We start from the raw sequence: 17,407 nt of genomic DNA on the forward strand, positions 1-17,407 counted from the left end.
TGTCCTTTTTTATTTAGCGCGTGTTAAGTAAGCGACACTTTGCTGAAGTAGCATTGCGCCGTTTGGCGTCAGTATTGATTCTGGATGAAACTGGTAACCTAATGCATTGTCATCATGATGATAAATAGCCATAGGGATATCTTCGTACTGGGCAATAACCTTTATATTATCAGGCACTTTTGTTGCCATTAATGAATGGTAACGTGCTACAGGCATTGTATTGCCCATACCATCAAATACAGGATGTTCGCCTAAATTAATAATTGAAGACTTACCATGTACGGTTTCACCCGCGTGACCGATTACTCCGCCATAGCTTTGTGTTAACGCTTGTTGGCCTAAACAAATGCCTAGCATTGGGAAGTGGCCTTTAGAGAGCTCAATAAGCTCCATTAAACAGCCTGCATCGGTTGGTGTGCCAGGGCCTGGTGAAAGTACTAATAGCACTTGGCCTTGCTCTTGGCGCATTTTATTAAAAATAACCTCAGCGCTAATGTTGTTTCTGTAAACAACAAGTTCGCAGCCAAGCATCGTAAGCTCATCAACAAGGTTGTATGTAAATGAGTCAAAGTTATCTAAAAAATAGATTTTAATAGGATTCGCTTTACTCATTTTATACCGCCTTATACGTAGATTTTATGGCGGTGATAACCGCTTGTGCTTTAGCGCGAGTTTCGTTTGCTTCAGAAATAGGATCTGAGTCAAACACTACACCTGCACCTGCTTGCACGTAGGCTATGTTATTTTTAACAAAAGCAGAGCGAATAACAATACAGCTATCCATTGCGCCATCACCGGTTAAGTAACCTACAGCGCCGCCATAACTGCCACGGCGTTTCCCTTCAGTTTGACGAACAAGCTCAGCAGCACGTACTTTTGGTGCACCAACAAGGGTGCCCATATTCATACACGCTTGGTAAGCGTGCAGTGCATCAAGTTCTGGTTTTAATGTGCCAACAACGCGTGAAACTAAATGCATTACCTGTGAATAGCGGTCTACTTTTAATAACTCTTTGGCAAAACGAGTACCTGCAACACTAATGCGGGCTACGTCGTTACGCGCTAAATCAACAAGCATTAAATGCTCGGCGCGCTCTTTTTGATCGTTTCTTAGTTCCAGCTCAATGCGGCTGTCTAAGTCTGGATTTATTTGCCCGTTAGCAAATTTGCCGCGCGCTCGAGTACCAGCAATTGGGTAAACTTCTACTTGCTGACTACTTACGTCGTACTTAAGGGCAGACTCAGGAGACGCGCCAAATAATGCAAAGTCTTCATCGCGCATATAAAACATGTAAGGGCTTGGGTTTTGCTTTTTAAGCTGGCTATACGCATGTAAAGAATCAGGGCAAGGTAGTGAAAATGTACGCGACGGCACTACCTGAAAAATATCGCCATCTACAATGTTCTTTTTAAGCTTAACAACTTGCTCGCAATACGTGTCATCGTCTATATCAACGCTTACTTCACATTCGCCACTTTGCATATCCGCACTAAATTCTGCTGCGTTATCGCACAGCGTATTTAACCGCTCAAGCTCTTTACCTACTTCAAAGCAGTTAGCGTGTACGTCTGGGCCATTAAATACATTGCCAATGAGTTCGGTTGTTTGTTTTTGATGATCAATAACAACTAAGGTTTCGGCTAAATAAAATACGTAATCTGGGCAGGTGTTTTCGCCATCAGGTACATCACTTAATTGCTCAAAGTTTGCCACCATGTCGTAGGCAAACACACCGCCTAAAAATACCGAAAACGGATTTTCGGTGGTGCTTTGAATGCTGTTAATACAGGTACGAAGAGCACTGAAGGCGTTATCGGCAACAAGCTTACTTGCTTCGTCTATATCGCTGCTGGTGTCTTGGTAGTTAAGTGTAAGCGTTGTGTCGTTTAATTGTGAATCACAGCTCTTAACATTTGCTTGTAAGTAGCTTAATAATTGCTTGCCGTTATTAGATTGTGCGCTAACAGTTACCGTTTTACCCTTACATACAATGCGCAGGGCGCTATCAACTAAAATTAAACTTTTTACACTGTCTTTAGAATCAATCTCAGCCGATTCAAGCAGTAGTGAGTTAGGCTTATCAAGTGCCGCGTATAATGCAAGAGGGCTACTAATATAGTCGCGTACTTGCGTAATGCTTGTTACTTCGCCTGGTGTGGTAGTTATATGACTAAAAATCAAACCTCATTCCCTCAAAAAATTAAACCCCGCAGTGCTTTTGCAATGCGGGGTTTGAATAACGATATCTAAATTACAAACAGATCATTACCGTCCCGCTATATCAGGCGCCACCACCAACGATGTGTAAGAGTAAGACCGTTATTCATGTTTTTCTGCCTCAAAATTTATTAAATATTTTTAACGTATATGTTTCGTAAAATTTAGTTATAAAAAAACCCGCATAGTTGCGGGTTTTGAATTTTTGCTAGACACGACAATTCATCACCCGAAAATTACGAGTGCCACCACCAAATAGTGTTTAAGTTTGAATTGATCATTATTGTTAATTCTTAATGTGTCTGAAAGTGGCTACAGTAAAACGTATCTTATGCTTTTGTGTCAAGTGTTTATTTAAAACAATTTAGTCAAAAAAGTTGTTATACTTACATAAACACCAGTAACCCTTAATTTTAAGCAGTTTTCTTTTGATAAAATACGATTTACATAGCCATACTACACATTCAGACGGGCGTTTAACGGTTGAAGAATTATTGCATCGCGCTGTTGATAAAAATATTGATGTGTTTGCTATTACCGATCATGACACTGTGGCGGCTATTAAGCCTGCTCAGCAATTTATTGAAGCAGAAAACTTACCGCTTTCATTAATAACGGGTACCGAAGTATCTACTAAATGGGAAAGCTTCGAAATTCATATTGTAGGTTTAAATATTGATATTAATAATATTGACCTTACTTCTTTATTATCGGCTCAGCAGCAAAAGCGAGAAGAGCGTGCACTAGAAATTGGCGCACGCCTTGCAAAAAATGGCTTTGATGGCATTTACGAGCAAGCTAAAGAGCTGGCAAAAGACGCGCAAATTACGCGCGCACATTTTGCACGTGCCCTTATTGAGCGGGGTGTAGCTAAAAATTTCCCAGGCGTATTTAAAAAGTACTTAGGGCGCGGCAAAACAGGCTATGTACCTAGTTGCTGGTGCACCATGCAAACCGCTATAGAGGCAATACATGCTGCTGGTGGTGTTGCTGTACTTGCGCACCCAAGTAGCTATCAAATGTCAAACAAGTGGCTACGCAAATTATTAGTAGAATTTAAAAGTGTAGGAGGAGACGCAATGGAAGTTGCACAACCTCAACAGGCGCCAAGCGAACGTCAATTTTTAGGTGAACTCAGCCGTGAGTACGAACTACTTTGCTCGCAAGGGTCTGATTTTCATTTTCCGACAAGCTATTTAGAGCTTGGCAAAAATTTATACTTACCGAAAGACTGCCAAGGTGTTTGGCAAGTTTGGGAAGGACAAGAAGGGGCATTAACATGAGTCAATTATTCCATATTCATCCTGATAACCCGCAACCAAGATTGATTAGTCAAGCCGTTGATATTATTAAACAAGGCGGCGTTGTTGTTTACCCAACAGATTCGGGCTATGCCATTGGCTGTAACATTGGTAATAAGCAAGCCAAAGAGCGCATAGAGCGTATTCGTGGTATTGAAAAAAACGATAATTTTACGCTAGTTTGCCGTGATTTATCGGAGCTATCTACTTATGCACGTGTAGATAACCAGCTATTTAGATTAATTAAAAATAATACCCCAGGGCCCTATACCTTTATTTTTAAAGGCACAAAAGAAGTCCCTAAGCGTTTATTAAACGACAAGAAAAAAACAATTGGTATGCGTGTAATTGAACACCCAATTGCTTGTGCGTTACTTGCCGAACTTGGCGAGCCGCTAATGTCGTGTTCTTTAATTTTACCCGGGCAGCAGTTTACAGAATCAGATCCGGATGAAATCTTAGAGCGATTAGATAAACACGTTGATTTAATTATTCACGGTGGCCATTTAGCCGAGCAAGCAACCACAGTAATCGACTTGTCGGAAGATGAAGTTAAAATATTACGTGTTGGCTGTGGTGATACAAGCCCATTTGAGTAATAACAAGTGAGCGAAAGTACTGCTGATACAAAAAGTAATGAAAAGCCAGTGCAGCAAAAGCTGCCACTGGCTTTTTTGCATGGTAAAGCGGTTGTAGATAAACCAGAAGACTTATATATTCCGCCCGATGCGCTCGAAATAATATTAGAAACCTTTGAAGGCCCTCTCGATTTACTGCTTTATTTAATTAAAAAGCATAAGCTTGATGTGCTCGATCTTTCTATTTTTAGTATTACAGAGCAGTATGTAAGTTACGTTGAAATGATGACCGAGTTTCAACTCGAACTTGCCGGCGAATATTTAGTAATGGCTGCGTTACTTGCACAAATTAAGTCGCGCTTATTACTCCCTGTTCACGAAGAGCTTGAAGAGGAAGAAGACCCTCGCGCTGAGCTTATTAAACGCCTGCAAGAATATGAGTTATTTAAAAAAGCCGCTGAAAACCTCGATGATACCCCCCGTGTTGGGCGTGATATTTTTATAGCGCATGCCGCTATGCCAATAAATGAAGACACAAGTCAAAACCTCCCCGATATTGAACTTAAAGACTTAATGCTGGCGTTGAGTGATGTTATGGCGCGAGCAAAAACGTTTGAACATCATCAAATTACTGCCGAAGTACTCTCAACCCGAGAGAGAATGAGCCAAATATTACAACAGCTATCGAAAGCAAATTCAGCAGTGGTTTTTAATGCGCTTTTTACGCCTGATGAAGGGCGTAGTGGTGTGGTGGTTAGTTTTATAGCCATGCTTGAGCTCATTAAAGAAGGACTTGTTACTTGTTTGCAAGTAAGCCCAGAGAGCTTAATTTATGTCAGCTTGAGCGAGCAATCCACCCTATAAACTTATCTGTTTAATCCTCAACTTCTAAAACTGACTTTAATTATCAAAGTTCTGTGCTTATACGCACGTAAAGTGTTTGTAAATGTTATTTTCATTTACGGCTATGCACTATATTGTAACGTCATAGCATTATAGGACGTTACACATGTTTAAAAATACACCTTCATCTTACGGACTTGTCGCCATTATTTTACATTGGCTCATGGCGTTGACTATTTTTGGCCTGTTTGGTTTAGGTTTATATATGGTTGAGCTTACTTATTACGATAGCTGGTACAAAGGCTCGCTCGATTTACATAAAAGCATTGGTATTACGCTTGTGGCCGTATTTTTATTTAGAATTTTATGGCGTGCTTTATCTACACAACCTAAACCCTTAGGTGAAAGTAAAGGTATGAACCAATTAGCACACACCGCGCATATTGTTATGTATATTATTTTGGCCGTTATTGTTGTTGCTGGGTATTTAATATCAACCGCAGACGGACGTCCAATAGAAGTGTTTACCTTATTTAACGTATCAGCGCTTGATTTTGCTTTTGATGACCAAGCCGATATTGCAGGAAAAGTACATTATTACGGCGCGTGCACATTAATAGGGTTTGCAGTATTGCATGCACTAGGGGCGTTAAAACATCACTTTATCGATAAAGATAAAACCTTAATCAGAATGATCAAACCATTAAAGGATGATTAAAATGAAAAAATTATTAGTAAGCACAGCCGTTTCGGCTGCAATGATGTTATCGGCAACAGCCGCTAATGCAGCTGATTATGTAATTGATACAAAAGGCGGGCACGCATCTGTTAACTTTAAAATTAAACACTTAGGTTACAGCTGGTTATATGGTCGTTTTAATACTTTTGACGGCACATTTAGTTATGATGCTAAAAACCCTGATGCATCAAAAATTATGGTAAATATTGACACCACAAGCCTTGATTCTAACCATGCAGAGCGCGATAAGCACTTACACGGTAAAGATTTTTTAAATGTGGATAAATACCCAAAAGCGACATTTAAAAGCACCAGCATTAAATTTGATGAAAATGGTGAAGAGGCCGACGTAACCGGCGAATTTACGCTGCATGGCGTAACTAAAACTATTACCTTTGAAATAGATAAAGTGGGCGAAGGTAAAGATCCGTGGGGCGGCTACCGCGTAGGTTTTGAAGGCGAAACCAGCCTTAAACTTACCGACTACGGTATTGATTACAACTTAGGGCCTGCATCTACTCATGTTGATATTATTTTATCAATAGAAGGCGTTCGTCAGTAATACCATTATTGAATATAAAAACGCCACTTACTGTGGCGTTTTTTTTGCTTAACAGAAACTCAAATTATGCGACTTTGTATTTGTTTATTTTGTGCTATTAATACGTGACTTTAATAGAGGCCTTAAATCCTCAGGCAACCAACGCATAAGTAAATCGTTATAAGCCTGCGTTTTTTTAATAACTTTAAGCTGCTCATTAAGAATAGCGATGTCTTTTGCGCCTTGCTCGTTTTTAGTACAACCAATAAAACCATAACTTAACGCGGGAGATTCGGTTAATGGACGTTGGGTTAAGTTTTCTTCAAAGTGCATTGATTTAGCTAAATAGTAATGCTCGCTTGGGTAACCCAGCAAAATATCAATTCGTTTTAGGTTAAGCATATATGTAAGGCTCGCTAGGCTATCGCGAGTGGGTCTAATTACTAAATCTATATTAGGCGTACTGTTTATTAAAGTATCTATCTCTTGGCCGTAAGAGCGGCTCATAGAAACTCCAAGAGTTAGTTTTTTATCTTGTATTAAATTGAGTAGTGATACTTCTTTAGATTCCGCTATATTTAGCGCTTTTGCGAGCTTTTTATGCATTGCTATTGAAGGCGAGAGGCCCGTTGTTGAGCTCTCCTCTGTGAAATAAATATGCTCTTTTCTGTAATCATTTTTATAAAGCGATAACGCACAAACATTATTTGAAGTATTGGACAGCTCTTGAATTACTTTACCTGAGGGGATAAGCATGCGGTTAAAGGTAATATTAGGAAGTTGTTTTTCAAGTAAAGAAATTATGCTTTCGTCACGGCCTTGGTGTTGATATTGACCATTTAAAATATAATAGGGTGCAAAATCGTGCGCTAGCCAGTTTATGGTTCTAGCATTGCTTATTGAGCTCAGACAGAAAAAAAGTAAGAAAGTTAAAAATATACGGAGCATTACAACAGCTACCAGTAATTATTATTGTAAAACTATTGTAACCAATAAAGGGCTAAAAAGTAAAATGCCAGCAACAAGGCTGGCATAATATCTTATCAATAATTGCAATAATAGAATGGCAATTAAAGTTATATGTTGCTTAGTTAGCTTTTAGCCACTTAACAAACTGGCGTGCATCACTCGCTTTTTGAAATAATGCATTTTTTAAACCTTGTGTATCACTGAAGATTACACGATGTTTGTTTACTGAAATTGATTGCACTGGATGTGCTATTTGGATCATAGACCCGTTATATTTATAAGACATAATAAAACTCACTTTATTCTTGTTATTTATTCTGCGCTATATTTGTATAGCAAATTGCAGTCAATAAATTAACGATGTTGTGTTTAGCTTCATTACAGTGTTGACGATCTTTATGACACTTTTGCGATGATAATAAAAAATCATCTCGGTATTATTCAAGGGGTTCTCGCCGTACAATAACTTAGCTTTCAAATATACGTTTTGCGGGGCTTACTGGATCAGGGTAAATGGTTAACCGCGGCGGTTTCTTTAAACCAGAGAGGGAAGGTAACTTATATATAAATTGTGTGCAAGCTATTTATTATAAAAATATTTATAATAAATCTTATCAACTGCTTACAAAGCCCATTTTTAGTTACCAAAGGATAAGTATGAATTACTTAATAGTGAGTGATATTTATGGTTTAACCCCTGCTTTAAGTAAGTTATCACAGGCAATTAGTTCAAATTTAGTGATTGTTGACCCATACAACAAGATTCAAGCTATTGAAAGTGAAAAAGATAGTTATAATAATTTTATACAGCAGTGTGGCCATGACAAATACACGGACAAACTTCTAGAATGCTTTGAGAGTTTAAAAGTGCCGACCACATGTATTGCGTTTAGCGCAGGGGCAAGTGCAGCATGGCGGGCACAGTTATTAACAGGCAATACACACCTTAAAAAGTTAATTGGCTTTTATCCGTCGCAAATTCGTAATTATTTAGCGTTAGATGCAAATGTACCCTGTGAATTCATATTCCCAGAAAGTGAGAGTCACTTTAATGTTGATGAAGTTATTAAAGCTTTAAGCACCAAAGCGAGTGTTAAGTGCTATAAAACCAATTTTTTGCATAGTTTTATGAACGAGTACTCAACCAATTTTAATGCGCAAGGGCTGGTTAAATATAGTAGCTATATAAAACAGAGCAGCCGTTAAAGCGTGTTTAGCTGCTTTTTATTAATATCAGGAAAATCAGTACGGGTATTATATTTTGCATACAGCGTTGTAAAAATGCTGCTGCTGGATAACTTATCTAACTCTTTTATAAAGGTTTTAGCACTAGAACGACCGGGTCTACAGCATGTTTGATACTGTTTTATTATACCCGCGACAGATAAACCTTGTTTTTGTAGCTTAAGGTCGGCCTGTGCAAAAAAAGCCGCACCCGTCCAATAAACACGTTGCTGGGCGCGTTGTTTCCACATATCGGCAGAGAGCTTATTAAGTGGCTGTGTTTTAGTTTTGGTTTGCAGGCGGGCACGATCAAATCCTGCATTTAAACGTTGTACAAACTGTGGCTGGGTGATTATACCGCTGTCACGCATTATTACGTTTTGCATATAACTGGCAAAACCCTCGCTTAGTCAAAAACCGGAGTAGGGAAGTAGCGGCAAATATAAATGCGAAAGTTCATGGTATAGCGTCCAATCTTTAGTGAATGCATTTAAACTGGCGTAGCGATCTATATGTAGTTCAATCCCATCGGGGTTATTGCGCTTAACTGTAGCCCAAGGTACAGGCTCAAAAGCAAAGTATTGCGGTTTTAAATAAATAGGCAAAGTGGTTTGCTTTAAAGGCCCCAGTGTATTTTGTGTTTTTTCAACACTTTGATTAACCCATGTAGACACCGTATTTTGAGCATTACTTGAGAGCGAGCTAAGGTTATGTATGACTACTTCAGCGGCTAATACGTTAAAAGAGCTGATTGATAGTAGCAGTACAAAAAAGTATTTCATTAAAATGCTCTACTGTAATTTAATAACTGGTACGCCAGGCTTAATATACAAGACCAACTAAATGGATAAATAATCACGCCTAATTCTTTATTTTTTAAAATGATAGTAACTATAAAAGTACAAATACAGACACCTCTAGCTAAGCATGGTTTAATCAATTAATCGTTATTTTAAGTTAGGTTTAGCCATGACGTATCAGCATATTCAAGTTCCTGAGCACGGCCAAAATATCACTATTGATGCACAAGGACACTGGCAAATACCGTTAGAACCTATAATTGCCTTTATTGATGGCGATGGCGTGGGTTTAGATGTTATGCCGGTAATGCGCCACGTTGTTGATAGTGCAATTGAGCATTGTTATAAAAGTGCACGGAAAATTCATTGGATGCAAGTTTATAATGGCGAGCAGGCCGCAAAGCTGTATGACGGTGACTGGTTCCCGCAAGAAACAATTAACGCGGTACGTGCCTGCAAAATTGCCATAAAAGGGCCGTTAACCACACCACTGGGTGGTGGCTTTCGATCGCTTAATGTTGCACTCAGGCAAGAAATGGATTTGTTTGTAAATATGCGCACTATAAAAGGCTTTAGTGCACTTCCTTCTCCTTTAAAAAATCCTTTTTTAACAAACATAACAGTGCTTCGTGATAGCAGCGAAGACGTGTACTCAGGTATTGAGTGGCAAGCAGGGAGTGTAGAAAGCGAAAAAATGCTCGATTTTTTATGTGAGGAAATGGGCGTAACCCGCTTAAGGTTTTCACAAGAATGCGGTATTGGTATTAAAAATATATCTAAAGAAGGCTCTGAGCGACTAATGCGCTTTGCCATTAACTATGCACTTAAAAACGATAGTGAATCATTAACGCTAGTACACAAAGGTAATGTACTTAAATTTACCGATGGGGCATTTAAGCGTTGGGGGTATGCACTTGCACAAAGCGAATTTAATGCCACTGCACATGAAAATGGGCGTTGGCTGCAAATAGATCGAGTAAATCAAGCACCTCTAATTATTAAAGAAGTTATAGCCGACAACATGCTGCAGCAATGTTTAATGCACCCAGAGCAATTTGATGTAGTGGTGACGACTAATCAAAATGGTGACTTTTTAGCGGATATGCTGAGCGCACAAGTTGGCGGTGTTGGCATAATGCCTGCTGCAAATTTAAATAACGATGTCGCATTTTTTGAGCCTACACACGGCACGTTTGAACGTATAGCAGGGCAAAATAAAGCAAACCCCAGCAGTAGTATTTTAAGTGCGGTATTAATGCTTAAATTTATGGGATGGGACGAGGCCGCATTACTAATAGAAAATGCGTTAGAGCAAACATTTAAAAGCGGTGAAGTAACCTTTGATTTAGCGCAAGAGCAGAGCGATAACTCAAGTATTCATAACTCGACAACCTTAACTTGTACTGGCTTTGCAAAGAAGGTTATCGAGCACTTTTAAACACATTCATTATTAAGCTGCTGAGGCAGTTTTTACTCTGTGCATGCAAGGGCGGTTGGTTAACTGCGCTGCACGATGGTAAATCTCATGTGCTTGAGGTTCATCGCACTGCGTACCACTAAGCGTATCCATTAACGCAACAACAATAATTGCAGGAACCTGGCAGCAATATTCGTCTAAAACGGCTTCTGTCGTTTGTGCATCAACATGGCAAAGTGGGTGGTTTTTAAGTTGGTATGCGTTTAGCAATGTATCCACTTCTAATACATCATTTGGTTGGTGCTTTGTTTTACGGCATTTACAACCAAACTCATCAACTAAAGTAGCTAATGCTTGGTAAGTTTCAGTGGTGTCAGCTTTTGTGCATAACTGCTCTTCAATAAACTGATGTAAATTAGCATCAATAAATAACCCGTCTTGTTGTGTGAAGCTTGATGTTGTCATAATTATTACTCTTAGTTTGTTGGCTTAACTTCACTCTAGCGCTAAGTGTATTATTAATGAAATTGTTGTTTTCAATAACTGACATTGATTTCATCAATAGTAAGTTTTAAAACTAAATAAAAAATAGAAAACATACCTAAATTATACTAATTAATTTGGTGCAGAGCGGTAAAAACGTGCACAAAACTGGAACAAGGGGATTAGTTGATGAGTTAAGTTGGATGCTTAGTTAATTGTTTTTATTGAATTTTAATTTTTTTATGAAGTCGGTACTAAGCTTGCTAACTATACTCTGTAGGTAGACTCCTATATCGACGATTTCCAAAAGCGCCATGGTATTTTCCCAAAGTTGAATACCACGGCGCTTTTTTATTTTCTCGTGTATTTTATTTAGCCGTAACAATAGTAATATTAAATTTTAATAAAGTAGGGAATAGCCACTAAAATAGCGCCTACAATCAACAGCATGCTAACACTGCTCATAAAATACGGAAATACCAATAGCGACAAACCAATACAAAGCGGTACTACGGCTTTTTTTCTTCGCCCGTAAGTAAGGTAGCCAATACCTATGCCTCCAAACAAAACACTCCACGCAATTATTGATGCACTATCCATTTTTACTCCATTTGAAGTTATTGTCTAAAACCGAGCTTGTTTGAAACTCATAGCACAGCATGTCTATATTTAATTATCTGTCTGCAATCGTTTTAGCAAACGCTAATAATTCACGCCTTAACCATTGGTGTGCAGGCGCATGGTGTAGTAGCGGGCTCCATATCATTTTTACCTCAATAGGGACTATTTGAAATGGCACAGGGCTGATTACTAAATCAGTATGGGAGGTTAACAATTTAGCCTGCCTGCGCGGTAGGGTGGCAATAAGTTGCTCTGATTGGCAAAGCAGGCTTGCAACCATGTAGTGGCGAGTAAAAACACGTATTTTGCGGGTTTGTTCTAGTTGCCAAAGGGCTTCGTCTACCCAGCCTAATTTTTGCTTTCCTGATTTATTAGTAACTGCGGCCTCAGGCCCCCAGCCTGCACGGTTTACCCAAATATGTTCTTTTTGTAAGTAGTCGTCTAACCCTGATTGTTGTAAAAATGTATTTTTAGGATGCGTTAAACAACAGTAATTATCTCGCCAAACACTGGCTTGATGAAACGAGCGAGGCAGACCATTAAAGCGGTTTATGGCTAAATCTATAGTGCCTTTTTCCATGTCTTGCAGGTTTACGTCGCTTGGGCTTAATACATCAAAATTAATACCGGGATTTTTACTAAGCTGCGCAGTTATAAAAGGGGCTATTAAGGTCGACTCTATGTAGTCGTTTGCCATTATTCTAAACGTAACTTCAGCTGTTGCAGGGTTAAATTGCTCACTAGGCTGCGTAATAGCTTCGGCCATTTTTAATAGCGTCTCAACCTCAGGCTTTAATGCAAGTGCTTTAGCTGTTGGCGTCATAGAGCCTGCGGCACGCACCAGTAGCGGGTCGTCAAATAAATCGCGCAAACGTTTTAATGCGTTACTCATAGCAGGTTGCGTAAGCGCGAGCTTATTCGCAGCTTTTGAAACACTTTTTTCATCAATGAGTACATTTAAGTAAACTAACAAGTTGAGGTCGACGTTTCTTATATTCATATGATCAATTTAAATTATATGCTTTATTAATTATCTAAATTAAAGCCTGCTTGCTAAGGTGTAAACAATTAATAAAAATAACCGCCATAACTGGCATCAATATAAGTGCTGTATTTATGCAAAATAGGCTAACAAATCAATCTAATAATGCGCTACAACACGTTGTAGCCAGTAAGCTTGCACGATCTGTTTTTGCTGGATTTGAGGCGATGTTTTCGCAATTTTTAAATATTACACTGGGTGCGCAGAGCCGGTTTGAGCAACGACAGCATCACAGTGTACAAAGTGCTATGCGTGAACGTTTACAAGTGTATGAGCGTGAGGTAAAAAACGTGAGTGAAGCCGTCAGAGTTATTGCTTATGCTGAGCTTACTTGCCCGCAAACGTGGCAGTTAGCTAAAAATATTTATGGCGATATGGTACAAAATCACGAAAATAAACCCATAGCGCATACCTTTTTTAATTCAACGTTTGGCGCAATTTGGGACGATAAAAAAATTCGTACTGTGCATTTGTTCGTATTAAAAGCAAAGTATCGTAGTGAGCCGCGCTCTTATGAAAGCTTAGTGAGTAGAGTATCGCTACATAATGGGTTTAATAAAGCTGTTAAAACGCTTATTACTAATCAAGTATTTAGAGTGCCGTTTAGTAATTTAGAACGTGATGTAGCCACATTACAAAGTACGTTAATGCAAGGCGCTAAGCAGCAATGCAAACAGGTGTACGAACTTATCAATTTAAACGACGGGTATATTGAATACGCCAACTCATTATTTTTTAGAAACAAAGCCTGTTATTTAATTGGGCGCTGCATTGCTAAAAATGGCGACAATATGCCTTTTGCTATCGCTATTTTAAATACCGATGAGGGACTAAAGCTTGATGCTGTAATGATGGGCGCCGATCAATTAAGTTTATTATTTGGCTTTGCACGCACCTATTTTATGGTTGATACCGATAAGCCCGCACGTTATGTAGATTACCTAAGTGTATTAATGCCACACAAACAACGCTTTGAGTTATTTAACGCCATTGGTTTTATAAAGCACGCCAAAACTGAGTTTTATCGGTATAAGGTCGATACGACTAAAAATAGCCCAGCCAACTTCAAGTATGTTAAAGCGCCAGGTACGCCGGGTATGGTAATGCTGGTATTTACTATTGAAGGGCTAGATTACGTTTATAAAGTAATTAAAGACAAATTTAGTGCGCCAAAAACAGCCACCAAAGCACAAGTGATAGACAAGTATAACTTTGTAAAACAAGCCGATAGGGTTGGTCGTTTGGTAGATACGCACGAGTTTAGATATTTAGCGTTTGATTTAAGCCGTTTTAGTGATGAATTGCTTGAGCAGATGAAAAACCAAATTGGTAGCAGTATGGTTATATCGGGTAAGGCACTCATTTTAAAGCACGTTTATGTTGAGCGTAAAATGACCCCGCTTAATTTATATATTAACCAATGCGATAACAAAACCCTAGAGCGAGTAATGCATGACTACGGTAAAGCAATTAAAGAGTTAGCGGGCGCTAATATATTTCCGGGCGACATGCTAATGAAAAACTTTGGCGTAACGCGATGGGGGCGAGTGGTGTTTTACGACTTTGACGAAATTTGCCCACTAACCGATTGCAACTTTAGAGAGGTGCCACACACCCAAAATGCACTTGAAGAGCTAAGTAGTAACTCGTATTTTGATATAGCTGAAAATGATATATTTCCGAGCCAATTTAAGGTGTTTTTTAGCGCCAACGAGATTGCGTTTAGTTATTTTAATAATGAGCACAGTAACTTGTTTTTAGCGACGTTTTGGCAAGGTTGTCAGCAACAAGTACATAATGGTTATCTACCCGATGTTTATCCTTACAAACAAAGTTGGCGCTTTTGAGGTTGTTTGAATCTGTGTTCATCCCCATCTATATGTTATTACAGTTTTTAAGCTTGGAGCAACAATGAAATATATTTCTCATGAAGATGGTAATCTTGCATTTAGTGAAACCGAAAAGCCGGTTTTAAAGAGCCATGAAGTACTTGTTAAAGTTGCAGCAATAGGTGTAAACCGTGCAGACAGTATGCAGCGCCAAGGTAAATACCCGGCCCCTGCGGGAGATAGCCCGATTTTAGGTTTAGAATGTGCGGGTACAGTTACTGAGCTTGGAAAAGATGTAGATAAAAGCTGGCTAAACAAGCGTATTTTTACGTTGTGCTCAGGTGGTGCTTATAGCGAATATGTAGCAGTTGATGCAAAACAGCTTATGGAATTACCCGATGATGTAACAATGGCTGAGGGCGCCGCAATAAGCGAAGTGTATTTAACGGCATTTGGCGCGTTATTTGAGCTTGGTAAATTACAAAAAGGGCAAACAGCGCTTATTCATGCAGGTGCTAGTGGTGTGGGCGGTGCAGCAATTCAAATGGCTAAAAGCGCAGGTGCTACCGTAGTTATTACTGCCGGTACGGATGACAAATGCCAACACGCAAAAGAACTCGGTGCCGATCATGCAATTAACTACAAAACCACTGACTTTGTAGAATATATGAAAGCAAATGAGTTAACAGCAAATGCAATTGTAGATCCTGTTTCGGGTAGTTACTTAAATAAAAATGCCGCTATTGCAGCCATGGATTGCCAAATTGTGATGCTTGCATTTTTAGATGGACGTTTTGCTGAAGTTGATTTTGCCGCGCTTTTACAAAAGCGTATTTCGTTTCATGCCTCAACGCTTAGAAATCGCAGTATTGAGTTTAAACGCCAGGTGCGCGACGACTTTGTAGCACGCTTTTACAATGATATTGCCACTAAAAAGTACGACTTTAACTTGTATAAAACATTGCCTTGGAGCGACGCAAACGAAGCCCATGCTATTTTAGAGCGTAATGAAAACGCAGGAAAAGTGGTTTTACTTGTAGAGTAACTCTTTAATTTTAGGGTTTAGCCCATATACTAAGCTCTATAAAAAAACACTTAAGGTTTAATAATGAATCCAATACTAGCAATACTTAAAGAGCACAATGTAAGCGACGAAAAAGTAAAAGCATTGTTTGAAGCGTTTACTCAAAACCCAATGATGGCAATGGCGCTTGTTCAAGAGCTTGGTATTCCGCCAGAAAAGCTACAACAATTAATGGCAGTCGTGATGACTCAACCGCATCTTATTAAAGAAGCGACTGACGAACTTGGTTTAGATTTTGAAAAAGTAAAAGAAGCGAAAGAAAAACTAAATCAATAATTTGTTATGTCATGAAACAAAAATAACTAAAAAAGCGCATAAGTATTTACTTATGCTTTTTTAGTTGGCTCATTCTTTTATGACTACTCTTTTGGAAGTAGTACTGTGTCGATAACATGAATTACGCCGTTGCTTGCTTTTACATCAGCTTTTACAACTTTAGCGTCATTTATCATTACGCCCATGCTGTCGGCTTTAACCATAACTGATTCGCCTTGTAGTGTTTTCGCACTATCTACCTTCATTACATCGGCTGCCATCACTTTTCCAGACACTACGTGATAAGTTAATACCGCCGTTAGCTTATCTTTGTTTTCAGGCTTGAGTAACATTTCTACAGTGCCTTCAGGTAATTTAGAAAATGCAGCATCTGTTGGTGCAAAAATAGTAAAGGGTCCTTTACCTTGCAGTGTTTCAACTAAACCTGCGGCTTTAACAGCAGCAACAAGAGTAGTGAACGAACCATTTTCAACGGCTACTTCAACAACGTCTTTTTTCATACCATGATGATCAGCATAAGCCATTGTAGTAAATCCAAGGCTTGCAGTTGTAAACAATAATGCAGTAGTAATTTTCTTAAACATTTTATTTTTCCTTTAAGTTAATACCCGTTGGTTTCGTTAAATGTTACGACGCTCTAAATTTAATCGATCAATTAAAATTAGTAGCCAACATGTTTTGTTACATCATTGATTGAACTGCAGCTAATTAACAAAGTCATATAAACAGTTACTTAATTAAAGACTTGTTCAATTGAAGGGAATAGGCATGAAATTAGTTTATAAGTTTTGGAAAAATAACCGCTCTCTTATCGTATTTATTGCACTGATGAGCGTATTTAGAAGCGCTGTAGCCGATTGGTACGAAGTGCCAACAGGCTCAATGAAACCAACAATTCAAGAAGGTGACAGAATACTTACCGATAAAATGGCCTACGATATTCGTGTCCCATTTACGCATATAAAACTACTTAAACTAGCGGACCCACAAACCGGTGATATTATTGTTTTTGACTCACAAGCTGCCGATAACCGTTTAATTAAACGTGTAATTGGTGTGCCAGGAGACACCGTTGCGCTTGAAAATAATGAACTCATTATTAATGGTAAAAAACTTAATTATGCAGATCAGCAAAGCAACATAGACTCGCTTGATAAAATCGAAGATTTAAACGGGTTAGCGCATTCGATAAGAGTGGCAAATATTCCTTCACGTTTATCGGGCTTTGATGCAATTACAATTCCTGATGATTATTATTTAGCAATGGGCGATAACCGCGACAATAGCGCTGACTCGCGTGTAATAGGTTTAATTCCGCGTAATGAGTTATTAGGAAAAGCAGAGCGCGTTATAGTCTCACTTGATTACGATAACTATTACCTACCAAGAAAAGACCGCGTATTGAAAAAGCTCAATTAAATAAGATAATTGATTTTAGAGTT

At 38.8% G+C, this 17,407-nt stretch carries 19 protein-coding genes and 1 pseudogene; 11 read left to right on the forward strand and 9 right to left on the reverse strand.

What is annotated here, in order from left to right; genetic code table 11:
- Nucleotides 1-9: 9 nt before the first annotated feature.
- Both GQR53_RS03750 and GQR53_RS03755 read right to left on the reverse strand, forming a co-directional pair.
- On the reverse strand, nucleotides 10-612 hold the full coding sequence (locus GQR53_RS03750) for an aminodeoxychorismate/anthranilate synthase component II (RefSeq protein WP_165742911.1): 603 nt from the start codon (nucleotides 610-612) through the stop codon (nucleotides 10-12).
- A gap of 1 nt (nucleotide 613) precedes the next feature.
- Complete coding sequence (locus tag GQR53_RS03755; RefSeq protein ID WP_165742912.1) at nucleotides 614-2,182, reverse strand: anthranilate synthase component 1; 1,569 nt, start codon at nucleotides 2,180-2,182, stop codon at nucleotides 614-616.
- Between the two features lie 464 nt (nucleotides 2,183-2,646).
- On the opposite strand from GQR53_RS03755, the gene GQR53_RS03760 reads away from it, so the two are divergent.
- From GQR53_RS03760 to GQR53_RS03780, 5 genes are all read left to right on the forward strand, one after another.
- Nucleotides 2,647-3,501, forward strand: coding sequence for a PHP domain-containing protein (locus GQR53_RS03760; protein ID WP_149592562.1), 855 nt, complete (start codon nucleotides 2,647-2,649; stop codon nucleotides 3,499-3,501).
- Complete coding sequence (locus GQR53_RS03765; protein WP_002961576.1) at nucleotides 3,498-4,118, forward strand: L-threonylcarbamoyladenylate synthase; 621 nt, start codon at nucleotides 3,498-3,500, stop codon at nucleotides 4,116-4,118. Before GQR53_RS03760 ends, GQR53_RS03765 begins: the two co-directional genes overlap by 4 nt.
- 6 nt (nucleotides 4,119-4,124) lie before the next feature.
- Nucleotides 4,125-4,961, forward strand: a complete 837-nt coding sequence (locus GQR53_RS03770; protein ID WP_165742913.1) for a ScpA family protein — start codon at nucleotides 4,125-4,127, stop codon at nucleotides 4,959-4,961.
- A 145-nt stretch (nucleotides 4,962-5,106) separates the two neighbouring features.
- Nucleotides 5,107-5,658, forward strand: coding sequence for a cytochrome b (locus GQR53_RS03775; protein WP_024594560.1), 552 nt, complete (start codon nucleotides 5,107-5,109; stop codon nucleotides 5,656-5,658).
- A gap of 1 nt (nucleotide 5,659) precedes the next feature.
- Nucleotides 5,660-6,241, forward strand: a complete 582-nt coding sequence (locus tag GQR53_RS03780; RefSeq protein ID WP_165742914.1) for a YceI family protein — start codon at nucleotides 5,660-5,662, stop codon at nucleotides 6,239-6,241.
- An 84-nt stretch (nucleotides 6,242-6,325) separates the two neighbouring features.
- Here the strand turns inward: GQR53_RS03780 and GQR53_RS03785 are convergent, their stop codons facing one another.
- Together GQR53_RS03785 and GQR53_RS03790 are read right to left on the reverse strand one after the other, a co-directional pair.
- A complete protein-coding gene (locus GQR53_RS03785) occupies nucleotides 6,326-7,168 on the reverse strand; it encodes a transporter substrate-binding domain-containing protein (protein WP_149602820.1) in 843 nt (280 codons plus the stop codon).
- A 139-nt stretch (nucleotides 7,169-7,307) separates the two neighbouring features.
- On the reverse strand, nucleotides 7,308-7,475 hold the full coding sequence (locus GQR53_RS03790) for a hypothetical protein (RefSeq protein WP_002961566.1): 168 nt from the start codon (nucleotides 7,473-7,475) through the stop codon (nucleotides 7,308-7,310).
- 371 nt (nucleotides 7,476-7,846) lie between these two features.
- Between GQR53_RS03790 and GQR53_RS03795 the strand changes: the two genes are divergently transcribed.
- Nucleotides 7,847-8,395, forward strand: coding sequence for a hypothetical protein (locus GQR53_RS03795; protein ID WP_165742915.1), 549 nt, complete (start codon nucleotides 7,847-7,849; stop codon nucleotides 8,393-8,395).
- On the opposite strand, the pseudogene GQR53_RS22255 reads toward GQR53_RS03795, so the two are convergent.
- Nucleotides 8,392-9,195, reverse strand: a pseudogene (locus GQR53_RS22255) (hypothetical protein). The gene GQR53_RS03795 and the pseudogene GQR53_RS22255 sit on opposite strands and share 4 nt — an antisense overlap.
- A gap of 187 nt (nucleotides 9,196-9,382) precedes the next feature.
- Between GQR53_RS22255 and icd the strand changes: the two are divergent.
- Nucleotides 9,383-10,651 carry an NADP-dependent isocitrate dehydrogenase gene (icd, locus tag GQR53_RS03805; RefSeq protein WP_165742916.1) on the forward strand — a complete coding sequence of 423 codons (1,269 nt, stop codon included), beginning with the start codon at nucleotides 9,383-9,385 and terminating at the stop codon, nucleotides 10,649-10,651.
- A gap of 12 nt (nucleotides 10,652-10,663) precedes the next feature.
- On the opposite strand, the gene GQR53_RS03810 is transcribed toward icd, so the two are convergent.
- The 3 genes from GQR53_RS03810 to GQR53_RS03820 form a co-directional block, all read right to left on the reverse strand.
- Complete coding sequence (locus GQR53_RS03810) at nucleotides 10,664-11,095, reverse strand: hypothetical protein (RefSeq protein WP_024595338.1); 432 nt, start codon at nucleotides 11,093-11,095, stop codon at nucleotides 10,664-10,666.
- A 411-nt stretch (nucleotides 11,096-11,506) separates the two neighbouring features.
- Nucleotides 11,507-11,713, reverse strand: a complete 207-nt coding sequence (locus GQR53_RS03815) for a hypothetical protein (RefSeq protein ID WP_007375422.1) — start codon at nucleotides 11,711-11,713, stop codon at nucleotides 11,507-11,509.
- A gap of 73 nt (nucleotides 11,714-11,786) precedes the next feature.
- Nucleotides 11,787-12,734 (reverse strand): LysR family transcriptional regulator, encoded by a 948-nt coding sequence (locus tag GQR53_RS03820; protein WP_165742917.1) that lies wholly within the window; start codon nucleotides 12,732-12,734, stop codon nucleotides 11,787-11,789.
- 116 nt (nucleotides 12,735-12,850) lie between these two features.
- Between GQR53_RS03820 and aceK the strand changes: the two genes are divergently transcribed.
- From aceK to GQR53_RS03835, 3 genes are all read left to right on the forward strand, one after another.
- A complete protein-coding gene (aceK, locus tag GQR53_RS03825) occupies nucleotides 12,851-14,623 on the forward strand; it encodes a bifunctional isocitrate dehydrogenase kinase/phosphatase (RefSeq protein WP_165742918.1) in 1,773 nt (590 codons plus the stop codon).
- Between the two features lie 64 nt (nucleotides 14,624-14,687).
- On the forward strand, nucleotides 14,688-15,650 hold the full coding sequence (locus tag GQR53_RS03830) for a zinc-binding dehydrogenase (protein ID WP_024595341.1): 963 nt from the start codon (nucleotides 14,688-14,690) through the stop codon (nucleotides 15,648-15,650).
- Between the two features lie 63 nt (nucleotides 15,651-15,713).
- The gene (locus tag GQR53_RS03835) at nucleotides 15,714-15,965 is read left to right on the forward strand and encodes a DUF2999 family protein (RefSeq protein ID WP_007582532.1); all 252 of its coding nucleotides are present in this window, start codon (nucleotides 15,714-15,716) and stop codon (nucleotides 15,963-15,965) included.
- 83 nt (nucleotides 15,966-16,048) lie between these two features.
- Here GQR53_RS03835 and GQR53_RS03840 read toward each other — a convergent pair whose 3' ends face one another.
- On the reverse strand, nucleotides 16,049-16,549 hold the full coding sequence (locus GQR53_RS03840) for a fasciclin domain-containing protein (protein ID WP_165742919.1): 501 nt from the start codon (nucleotides 16,547-16,549) through the stop codon (nucleotides 16,049-16,051).
- A gap of 184 nt (nucleotides 16,550-16,733) precedes the next feature.
- On the opposite strand from GQR53_RS03840, the gene lepB reads away from it, so the two are divergent.
- Nucleotides 16,734-17,384, forward strand: a complete 651-nt coding sequence (gene lepB, locus GQR53_RS03845; protein WP_024597614.1) for a signal peptidase I — start codon at nucleotides 16,734-16,736, stop codon at nucleotides 17,382-17,384.
- Nucleotides 17,385-17,407: the final 23 nt, after the last annotated feature.

The sequence above is a fragment of the Pseudoalteromonas sp. Z9A6 genome, from assembly GCF_011378805.1.
GTDB lineage: Bacteria > Pseudomonadota > Gammaproteobacteria > Enterobacterales > Alteromonadaceae > Pseudoalteromonas > Pseudoalteromonas distincta.